Source organism: Rhizobacter sp. (assembly GCF_046595475.1).
In the GTDB taxonomy this organism is placed as follows: Bacteria; Pseudomonadota; Gammaproteobacteria; order Burkholderiales; family Burkholderiaceae_C; genus Rhizobacter.
The window spans coordinates 1-9,841 of sequence record NZ_JBKJOQ010000025.1 but is presented as its reverse complement, the minus strand read 5'-3'; the positions used below and the strand labels follow the sequence as shown (position 1 = coordinate 9,841).

The 9,841-nt window shown below is 63.9% G+C and carries 8 protein-coding genes; 1 reads left to right on the top strand and 7 read right to left on the bottom strand.

The window, feature by feature from the left end; genetic code table 11:
* Both AC30QB_RS05030 and AC30QB_RS05025 read right to left on the bottom strand, forming a co-directional pair.
* Window positions 1-2,900: type VI secretion system Vgr family protein (locus AC30QB_RS05030; RefSeq protein ID WP_489545094.1), on the bottom strand; the 2,900-nt coding region annotated here is incomplete at its 3' end.
* A 153-nt stretch (window positions 2,901-3,053) separates the two neighbouring features.
* Window positions 3,054-3,728, bottom strand: a complete 675-nt coding sequence (locus AC30QB_RS05025; protein WP_489545093.1) for a glutathione S-transferase family protein — start codon at window positions 3,726-3,728, stop codon at window positions 3,054-3,056.
* Window positions 3,729-3,976: 248 nt separating this feature from the next.
* Here AC30QB_RS05025 and AC30QB_RS05020 point away from each other — a divergent pair, with 248 nt between their 5' ends.
* Window positions 3,977-4,738, top strand: coding sequence for a DUF4397 domain-containing protein (locus AC30QB_RS05020; RefSeq protein ID WP_489545092.1), 762 nt, complete (start codon window positions 3,977-3,979; stop codon window positions 4,736-4,738).
* Window positions 4,739-4,781: 43 nt separating this feature from the next.
* On the opposite strand, the gene urtE is transcribed toward AC30QB_RS05020, so the two are convergent.
* The 5 genes from urtE to AC30QB_RS04995 form a co-directional block, all read right to left on the bottom strand.
* Complete coding sequence (urtE, locus tag AC30QB_RS05015) at window positions 4,782-5,486, bottom strand: urea ABC transporter ATP-binding subunit UrtE (RefSeq protein ID WP_489545091.1); 705 nt, start codon at window positions 5,484-5,486, stop codon at window positions 4,782-4,784.
* A gap of 4 nt (window positions 5,487-5,490) precedes the next feature.
* Complete coding sequence (urtD, locus tag AC30QB_RS05010) at window positions 5,491-6,330, bottom strand: urea ABC transporter ATP-binding protein UrtD (protein ID WP_489545090.1); 840 nt, start codon at window positions 6,328-6,330, stop codon at window positions 5,491-5,493.
* Complete coding sequence (gene urtC, locus AC30QB_RS05005) at window positions 6,327-7,448, bottom strand: urea ABC transporter permease subunit UrtC (protein WP_489545089.1); 1,122 nt, start codon at window positions 7,446-7,448, stop codon at window positions 6,327-6,329. Before urtC ends, urtD begins: the two co-directional genes overlap by 4 nt.
* Window positions 7,445-9,055: an urea ABC transporter permease subunit UrtB gene (urtB, locus tag AC30QB_RS05000; protein ID WP_489545088.1), complete on the bottom strand. Its 1,611-nt coding sequence runs from the start codon at window positions 9,053-9,055 to the stop codon at window positions 7,445-7,447. Before urtB ends, urtC begins: the two co-directional genes overlap by 4 nt.
* Before the next feature lie 141 nt (window positions 9,056-9,196).
* Window positions 9,197-9,841, bottom strand: a 645-nt coding sequence (locus AC30QB_RS04995) for a transporter substrate-binding protein (protein WP_489545087.1), incomplete at its 5' end; no start/stop codon positions are given.

Genomic DNA, 9,841 nt, shown 5'->3' with positions numbered 1-9,841 from the left:
ATCTTCCCCGGGCACTGCACCGTGATGCCCGAGCCTTGAATCACGATCTGTGCCCCACCCGAAGTTTGCAGCGTGATCTTCTTGGCCGAGGCCCACTCCACCGCACCCACGGCCGACTGAACGTTGATCAAGCCCTTGGCTGCCACCTGAGCTTGTCCGGCCTGCGCCTGCATCTGCACCGGCCCTTGCCCCGCGATCATCGTCAGCCCCGTGCCCTTGGCCCCCGCGCCCGCTTGCACCGCTCCGGCCAAGATGCCGATGCTCTGCCCGGTGTTCACTCTGAGCTGGTTGCCCCCCGCGACGTGAATGTCTTGCCCCGCCTGCCAGCTGATGGCCTCGCCGCTGGCGTATTGAATGTCTTGGCCCGCCACCACCGCCAGCCCAGCCTTGGCGGTGATCGCCACGATGGGGTCGGTGGTGTGCGGCAGCTTGCCGTCGCTGGCTTGCGTGTTCCGCTTGCCCGCGTCGGTGAGTGCGGCATCAATGCCTGCTTGGCTGACCATGCCGCTTGCCGCCTGGTGCAGCGCCTTCATCGGCGCAAGCTTGTCGCTCAGGTGGCTCTGGCTTGTTTTGAGGGTGCCCAGCGCGGTCGCCAGCTGCGTGGTCTGGTGGGTGCCTGCGGCCTTGCTGAAGGTCTCGGCCAGGGTCAGCGCTTGCTTGAGCAAGGCCATGCCCGGTGCGTTATCGCCGGCCGGGTCGGCTGGGTTGGCGCCGTAGCTGGTGATCAGCAGCCCTTGCGTGGCGCGAATGGCGCCATAGGCATCGCTGCGCAGCTCGAAGCCGGTTCCTCTGTACGAGCCTCGCGTGTTGTCGGCTTGGTGCACGAGGTAGCCGAGGCTCAATTGGGTCGCATGTTGGGTCGTGGCCAACTGCACTCTGAGCTGCCCAGGCGTGTCATCGAACACCAGCTGATTGAACCCCTCGCCCCCAAATTCTTTGCTCTTCACACCGCTCATGGCGGCCGCATTGTTCTGCGCATTCGCCCCCGGCGTGGCCGGCCCTGGCGCGCCGCCGTGCCAGGCCGGGCTGTTGCCGCCTGCGCCCGAGCCGACCAGGTTGCCCTGGCCGCTCGCGCGATGGTCGCTGCTCTGGCTGAAGACGGTGGTGTCGCCGGCGTCACCCTGGCCGGGCTGCCCGCCCGGCGTGCGGGCCCGCCCGCCTTCGCCGCGCCCGTTGTAGACCGAGCCGAAGCACACGGGCCGGTCGATGTCGTTGTTCAAGAACTGCAGCAGCACTTCTTGCCCGATGCGCGGAATGAATTGGTGGCCCATGCCGGCCCCGGCCCAGCGCTGTGCCACGCGCACCCAGCAGCTGCTGCGGTTGTCTGCGCGTGGGTCAGCGTGCGGGCTGCTTTGCCAGTGGAATTGCACTTTGATGCGGCCCAGGGCGTCCATGTAGAGCTCATCGGCGCCTGCTGCGCGGGTGTTGCCGCTGGGGCCGACGACGATGGCGCTTTGCAGGCCCAGCGCGGTGGGCTTTTGGATGTAGGCCGGCCGCCAGGGGATGGCGCGGCGGCAGGCTTCGAATCGGTTGGCGTAGCCGGTCTCGGCAGCCTTGGCGGCCAGCTCGGGGTCTTCGGCCAGTGAGGCCAGCAGCTCGGCCATGGGGTCGGGCTTGCTGTTGTGGTCAGAGAGATCGGCCAGCCAGTCGAAGCTCGCCGGTGCGTTGGCGATGCTGTGGGCGATTTTGTCGCTCAGCTCTTTGGGCAGGTTGTTGATGCCCAGGCTGTGCACGCTGTGGACGGTGAATTCGAGGTCGGCGTCGGTTTTGCCCAGGTCGCCGAGGTCGCTCAAGGCGTCGAGGGTGCTGTTCTTGAGCTTGAACCACTGGCCGGCGCGCAGGCTGCGCACTGAGCTTCTGGCGAGCCAGGTCTTGTTGCGGAACTCGTGGGCTTGCTGGCCCAGGGTGGCCAGGTGCTGGAGTTGGGCGGGGGTGCAGTGGCCGCCGTCGGCGTTTGTGCCTGAGCTTTGGTAGTTCTCCAGCCAGGCGGCCATGTCTTGCACGGGCTGGGCGCCGAACGGGTGGTGGGTGGGCACGAGCACGGCGACTGCGCTCTTTTGCAGGTAGTCCCACTGCAGCACGGCGGTGGCGGCGGGGTTCAGGCTGCGTTGGCCGCCTAAGGCCTGGATGGTGTCTTGCGCTTCTGTCGCGGCGCTGCGGTGGAATTTGATGCCCTGCCCACCGGTGGCGCTGGCGGAGGTGGTGTTCTCGGGCCAGCGGCTGGAGTCGGCAAACACCACCAGGGTGTGGCCGCTGGGGGCGTCTTCGGATTCTTCGATTCTCCAGCCCAGGCCGAAGCTTGCGAGCAGGCGTTGCACGAAGGCGAGGTCGGTTTCGCGGTACTGGCAGCAGTAGTCGAGCACGCCGGCGTTGGGGCCCCGTGAGAGGAAGGCGTTGAGGTCTTCGGTGCTGCCGTCTTCGGCCACTTCGCCGTAGCGCCAGGCGGCGTGGCTGCTGTAGGCGGAGAACACGTGGTCGAGGATCTGGGGCACGGTCTTTTGCTGCCAGGCGCGGCTGTGTGAGCCGTGGCTGAGGAAGGCGATCCAGGGTTTGACGGTGAGTTGCAGGCGCTGGAAGCCGCCGTCGGCGCCGAGCTGGGCCACGCTAGAGATGAGGCCGCTGTGCTTCTTTACGCTGCCGTCGGACAGGCGGGCGGTGAGGGTGATGCGCTGGTGTTGCAGGGCTTGCAGCGGCAGCTGGGCATCGAGCGTGAGCACGGTGAGCTGCAGCACAAAGGGCTCGCTGATGCGGTCGATCAGGGTGAACTGCTCGACCATCAGGTCGTTCACCGGGCCTTCGCCGCTCACGTTGAAAAGTCGCTGGCTTCGCGTCCAGCTCGCCAGCAGACCGGCTGGCTTTGACTGCACGCTGCTGAGGGCGGCGCTCAGGCGGTCGTTCATGTTGTTCCCTTTGTCGGGCCGCGTGTAAACACGTGCACTCTGTGCGGTACGGCGAGGGACACAATTTGACCCGCGTTCGCCTATGGCGCACAGGTGTCGTACATATTCTTACGCCCCTCTTCAGAGGGGTACTCGTGGACGCGCGAGTTGGCTTCAGTCGTGAGCGAAGCTGTACGGGCCACCGCGCTCCAGCGCTCGCGCATACGCCGGCCGCGCGTGTATGCGCTTCAGGTAGGCCATGAGCTTGGGCCAGTTGCTGTTCAGGCCCGCCCGCTGTGCAGAAGCCTCCAGTGGGAAGCTCATCTGAATGTCGGCCGCGCTGAAGTCATTGCCGGCAAACCATTCGCTCTTGCCCAACTCGGCTTCCATGAAGTCGAGTTGGCGTTTCAGGTTGGGGTCGACCAAGGTGGCCAGCACCTTTGCCGAGATGCCGCGTGCAATGGGCTTGATGAAGAACGGCATCTTGGTGCTTGAGATTCGCATGAACACCAGCTTCAACAGCAACGGCGGCATGGCCGAGCCTTCGGCGAAGTGCATCCAATAGCGCCAGCGCAGCCGCTCGAGCGTGCCAGGCGCAGGCACCAGGCGGCCATTGCCAAAGCGCTCCACCAAATACTCGATGATGGCGCCCGACTCGGCCACCGTCACATCACCATCTGTGATCACGGGCGACTTGCCCAGCGGGTGCACCTTCAGCAGCTCGGGCGGCGCCAGCATGGTGGAGCGGTCACGCTGGTAGTGCTTGATCTCGTAGGGCAAGCCCAGCTCTTCTAGCAGCCACAGCACACGTTGTGAGCGCGAGTCGTTCAGGTGATGGACGGTGATCATTGGGCGGCCTCTGGCTGAGAGGTCACCATTGTGGCGCGACCAGCCCATCTCGCCAAAGTTCCGCCGTGTCTGCGATGCAGCGCGAACTCCCGGCCTTGTCCGACACGCAACTCAGGCGTCGCCCACATGGCAAGCCCGGCCTGTCTGACACGCTTTTGCACAGCGCAAACCTAAATTGCTTGCACTTGCCAGCACACGCTGCAAGCCACTTGCATTCAACAACACAGCTCCGCAAAGGTCACTCCACCATGAAACTTCTCTACAAGCTCTTGCTGGCCGCCGCGCCTGTGCTTCTGGTCACTGCCTGCGGCGGTGGCGATGACAGCATTGACGACCGGCTCGACATCGCCGACCCCAAGGTTCGCTTCGTGCACGCGATACCGGCCGGCCCGAACGTCGACTTGACGCGCAACGGCACCGTGGTGGGTGGTGTAGCGAATGCCCCGTACCGCTATGCATCCAACTACTTCGTGGTCGACACCGCGCCGGCCGACTACGCCGTGCGCACCACCACTGGCAGCGTGCAGGTCGGCACGCTCAACTTCAACCCGACTCGCGGCAACAAGTTCACCATCGTCGCGCTGCCGGGTAACGCCACCTCCGCAGACCTGCTGCTGATCAATGACCCGTACGACAAGCAGCTGACGGCCAACAACGGCCGCGTGCGCGTGGTCAATGCGTCGTTCAACACCGGCAGCATCGACGTGTACCTCACGCCTGCCAATGTTGACATCACCACCGCTGGGCCCAACTTTGCAGGTGCCGCGTTCCGCAGCGCCGTGCCGGCATCGAGCGCAAACTCGAACGACTTCACCGCAGGTTCTTACGTCTTGCGGGTGACCAACACGGGCACCAAGAACGTCATCTTCACTGCGCCTTTCGTGGTCGGGAACAATGCCGACCTGCTGTTGCTCACGCTGCCCAACAGCCTCACGCTCAACGACGTGAAAGTGCTGGCGGTGACGTCCGATTCGGGTCAACCTAGCACCGAGATCGCGAACCAGCCCTGATCGACAGGCTTGGTAGACAAAGGCCCACTTCGGCGGGCCTTTTTCAAATCGACATGCGGACGCGCACGCCCTCGGCTTCCATGTTGTCGCCATGGCCGCGCTGCACGATCTCGCCGCGTTCCATCACGAGGTACTGGTCGGCCAGCTCGGCGGCAAAGTCGTAAAACTGCTCCACCAGCACAACGGCCATCTTTTGGCCGTTCATGCCGCGGTCGGCCAGCATGCGAATCACGCGTCCTATGTCTTTGATGATGCTGGGCTGTATGCCTTCAGTCGGTTCATCAAGAATCAACAGCTTCGGGCCTGCGGCCAAAGCGCGCGCGATGGCGAGTTGCTGTTGCTGCCCACCCGACAGATCGCCACCGCGGCGGTTGATCATCTGCTTGAGCACCGGAAACAAGTCAAACAGCTCAGGCGGAATTGGCGTGCTGCCGCTCTTGTAAGCCAGGCCCATGCGCAGGTTTTCTTCCACCGTGAGGCGGCCGAAGATCTCGCGGCCTTGCGGCACATAGCCCACGCCTTTGCGCACACGCTCGTAGGGGGTGTCGGTGGTGATGGGCACGCCGTCGAGGTGGATGCTGCCGGTCTTCACCGGCACTACGCCCATCAGGCTCTTGAGCAGCGTGGTCTTGCCTACGCCGTTGCGGCCGAGCACGACCGTCACCTCGCCAAGCCGAGCTTCGAACGACAAGTTGCGCAGGATGTGCGAGCCGCCGTAGTACTGGTTGATGCCTTCGACCTTCAGCATGCTGTCAGCGCCCCAAATAGACTTCGACGACCTTCTCGTTCGCCTGCACATCGGCAAGCGACCCTTCAGCCAACACACTGCCCTCATGCAGCACCGTCACCTTCTTGGCCGGGTTGCCATGCGTCAGCTCGTGAATGAACTTCATGTCGTGCTCTACCACCACCAGCGAGTGGTTGCCTTCCAGCGACAGAAAGAGTTCGGCGGTGCGCTCGGTTTCTTCATCGGTCATGCCGGCCACCGGCTCGTCGAGCAGCAGCAGCTTGGGGTCTTGCATCAGCAGCATGCCAATCTCTAACCACTGTTTCTGGCCGTGCGAGAGCAAACCCGCCACCCTTTGGGCGCTGTCCTTCAGGTGGATGAGCGTGAGCATCGCGCCGATACGGTCGAGCTGCTCGCCGCCCAGGCGGAAAAACATCGACGAGCGCACGCCGCGGTCGGCCTTCAGCGCCAGCTCCAGATTCTCAAAGACGGTGAGATGCTCGAACACCGTGGGTTTTTGAAACTTGCGGCCGATGCCGATCGAGGCGATCTCGTTTTCGCGCATGCGCAAGAGATCGATCGTGGAGCCGAAGAAGGCCTTGCCCCCATCGGGCCGGGTCTTGCCGGTGATCACATCCATCATCGTCGTCTTGCCCGCGCCATTGGGGCCGATGATGCAGCGCAGCTCGCCCGCGCTGATGTTGAGCGACAGCGCGTTCAGCGCCTTGAAGCCATCGAAGCTGACTGTGATGTCGTCAAGGTAAAGGATGGCGCCGTGCGCGACGTTCAGCTCGCCCGCTTGCACCACCCGGCTGTAGCGGGCCTCCCGCGCGCGGGAGCCGGCCTGCATCAGTTGCGGGGTCATAGGCGCTCCTTCACCTGGCGCACCAAACCGATGATTCCCTGCGGCAAGAAGAGCGTGACCGCGATGAACAAGGCACCCAAAAAGTACAACCAAAATTCAGGGAAAGCTTGTGTGAACCAGCTCTTGGCCCCGTTGACGAAGAAGGCGCCAACAATGGGCCCGATCAAGGTGCCACGCCCGCCCACGGCCGCCCAAATGGCGATCTCTATGCTGGCGCCAGGCGACATCTCACCTGGGTTGATGATGCCCACCTGCGGCACGTAGAGCGCACCTGCAATGCCGCACATCACGGCCGAGATCACCCAAATGCTGAGCTTGTATTTGAGCGGGTCGTAGCCGGTGAACATGACGCGGGTCTCGGCGTCGCGTATGGCCTGCAGCACGCGCCCGTACTTGCTGTTGACCAGCCAGCGCGCCAGCAAAAAGCAGCCAACGAGCGTGAGCCCCGTCAGCACGAAGAGCGTCATGCGCATAGACGGCGTGGCGATGGGCGTGCCGAGAATGCGCTTGAAGTCGGTGAAGCCGTTGTTGCCGCCGAAGCCCGTCTCGTTGCGGAAGAAGAGCAGCATGGCCGCGTAGGTGAGCGCCTGCGTGATGATGGAAAAATACACGCCCTTGATGCGCGAGCGGAAGGCAAAGAAGCCGAACACAAAGGCCAGCAGGCCGGGCACCAGCACGATGAGGGCGAGCGTGGCGATGAAGCTGTCGCTCGCGGCCCAGTGCCAGGGCAGCGACTTCCAGTCGAGGAAAACCATGAAGTCGGGCAGGTCAGACTGGTAGTTGCCGTCACGCCCGATCTGGCGCATGAGGTACATGCCCATGGCATAGCCGCCAAGCGCGAAGAAGACACCGTGGCCCAGCGAGAGGATGCCGGTGTAGCCCCAGATCAGGTCCATGGCCAGCGCGCAGATGGCGTAGCACATGATCTTGCCGATGAGGCTGATGGCGTAGTCGCTGAGGTGGAACACATTGCCAAGCGGCACCACCAGATTGAGCAGCGGTGCCAGGATCAGCACGGCCGCCAGTGCGGCCAGCACACCGACCCAGGCCGTGGGCGAGAGCAGGCGCGTGACAGGCGCCAGTGCCGGCGTCGGCAGGGCAATCGCTTCGTTCTTCATGCTTCGGCGCTCCGGCCCTTCATCGCAAAGATGCCCTGCGGCCTCTTCTGGATGAACACCACGATGAACACCAGCACCATGATCTTGGCGAGCACGGCGCCTTGCCAGCCTTCGAGCAGCTTGTTCAGCACACCCAGGCCCAGCGCTGCATACACCGTGCCGGCCAGCTGGCCCACGCCACCGAGCACCACCACCATGAACGAGTCGACGATGTAGCCTTGCCCAAGGTCGGGCCCCACATTGCCGACCTGCGACAAGGCACAGCCGGCGAGACCCGCAATGCCCGAGCCCAGTGCAAACGCATAGGTGTCGATGCGCGCGGTGTTCACTCCCACGCAGGCGGCCATTTTGCGGTTCTGCGTCACCCCGCGCACGAACAAGCCGAGCCGCGTGCGCGCAATCAGCAACGACACACCCGCCAGCACCAGCCCGGCGAAGATCACGATGGCGATGCGGTTGTAGGGCAGCGTGAGGTTGCTCATCACGCTGACCCCGCCCGACAGCCAGGCTGGGTTTTCCACCTGCACGTTTTGCGCGCCAAAGAGCGAGCGCACGCCCTGCATCAGCACCAGGCTGATGCCCCAAGTGGCGAGCAGCGTTTCCAGCGGCCGGCCATACAACCAGCGGATCACGCTGCGCTCCAGTGCCGCGCCCACCAACGCCGCCACGAAGAACGAGGCCGGTATTGCCAGCAAGATGTAGTAGTCGAAGGCACCCGGCAGGTAGGCCTTGAACAGGTTCTGCACCACGTAGGTGGCATAGGCGCCGATCATCATCAGCTCGCCATGGGCCATGTTGATCACGCCCATCAGCCCGTAGGTGATGGCCAGGCCGAGGGCCACCAGCAGCAAGATGCTGCCCAGGCTGGCGCCGGTGAACATCACGCCCAGGCGTTCACCCCAGGCCAGGCGAGACTCCACCGCGCTGAGCGCCACGCCAAGCTGGCTGCGCACGTTGACATCTGATTCGCCCCCTTCGGCAGCCGGCTTCAGGCGCTCCAGCAGCAAGGTCTTGGTGGCAGGCGTCAGGCTTGCGGCCAACGCCTTGGCGGCTTCCATGCGCTTGGCGGTATCGGTCGACGACACCAACACGGCCGCGCGCACCTGCGACAGCTGCGTCTTCAACGACGCATCGGTCTCGACAGCCAGCGCTTTTTCGATCAAGGGCAAGCGCGTTTCGTCGGCCTCTTCCTTCAGGGCCTTGATGGCCGCACGGCGCTCAGCCAGATCGGTAGAAAACAATTTGAATGCGGCCAACGCGCCTTCGATCTCGCGGCGCATCTGGTTGCTGTTGATCACGTCTTCGACGCCATCGGGCAGCGCCGTCTCGGCGCCGGTGGCGGCATCAAAGCTCTTGCCGTCGCGCACCAGGAAGGCGGCGTTGGCGCTGAACTTCACCCCGTCATCGAGCACAGCCTGCAGAAACTTCGCCAGGCCATCGTCGCCACGCGACAAGGAGCCGGCCAAAGCCGTGATGCGTTCTTCGTTTTCGCCCTTCACCAGGGCCAGCGCCTGCTCGCGGGTCAGGGCGTGGGTGACAGGCGATGTACAGAGAAGACAAGCGAGCCACAGGCTCAGCCAAACAGTTTTCAGCCCTCGTACAGACATCTGCTACCCATCATCAAGAAAGGCTCGCTCTCGCAACCGTCAGCGGAAGCGGAGCGAACCACACATCAAGCAACGCCCGAGGATCCGGCTTTTCCGGTCCGCTGGCCCCCTGGGAGCAGGAGCGCCAGCGACTGAGGGGCCTTATTTCTTTTCAGGCTCGTCCTTCTTCTTGTCGTTGCCTTCGATGTACGGGCTCCAGGGCTTGGCCTTCACCGGGGCGGGGGTCTTCCACACCACGTTGAACTGGCCGTCGGCCTTGATTTCACCGATGAACACTGGCTTGTGCAGGTGGTGGTTCTTCGCGTCCATGGTCGACACGAAGCCGCCCGGTGCGGGGAAGGTCTGGCCGGACATCGCAGCAATCACCTTGTCGGTGTCGGTGCTCTTGGCCTTGGTCACCGCCTGCGCCCACATGTGGATGCCAATGTAGGTGGCTTCCATCGGGTCGTTGGTCAGCGGCTTGTCGGCGCCCGGCAGCTTCTTGGCCGTGGCGTAGTCGGCCCACTTCTTCTTGAACGCTTCATTCGTCGGGTTCTTGACGGACATGAAGTAGTTCCAGGCGGCCAAGTGGCCCACCAGCGGCTTGGTGTCGACACCGCGCAGCTCTTCTTCACCCACCGAGAAGGCCACCACCGGCACGTCGGTTGCCTTCAGGCCCTGGTTGCCCAATTCCTTGTAGAAAGGCACGTTCGAGTCGCCGTTGATGGTGGAGATGACAGCGGTCTTGCCACCGGCGGAGAACTTCTTCACGTCAGCGACGATGGTTTGATAGTCGCTGTGGCCGAA

Coding starts and splice junctions, on each gene's coding strand:
- AC30QB_RS05025 (WP_489545093.1), bottom strand. CDS start 3,728: ATGATCACCGTCCATCACCTGAACGACTCGCGCTCACAACGTGTGCTG.
- AC30QB_RS05020 (WP_489545092.1), top strand. CDS start 3,977: ATGAAACTTCTCTACAAGCTCTTGCTGGCCGCCGCGCCTGTGCTTCTG.
- urtE (WP_489545091.1), bottom strand. CDS start 5,486: ATGCTGAAGGTCGAAGGCATCAACCAGTACTACGGCGGCTCGCACATC.
- urtD (WP_489545090.1), bottom strand. CDS start 6,330: ATGACCCCGCAACTGATGCAGGCCGGCTCCCGCGCGCGGGAGGCCCGC.
- urtC (WP_489545089.1), bottom strand. CDS start 7,448: ATGAAGAACGAAGCGATTGCCCTGCCGACGCCGGCACTGGCGCCTGTC.
- urtB (WP_489545088.1), bottom strand. CDS start 9,055: ATGTCTGTACGAGGGCTGAAAACTGTTTGGCTGAGCCTGTGGCTCGCT.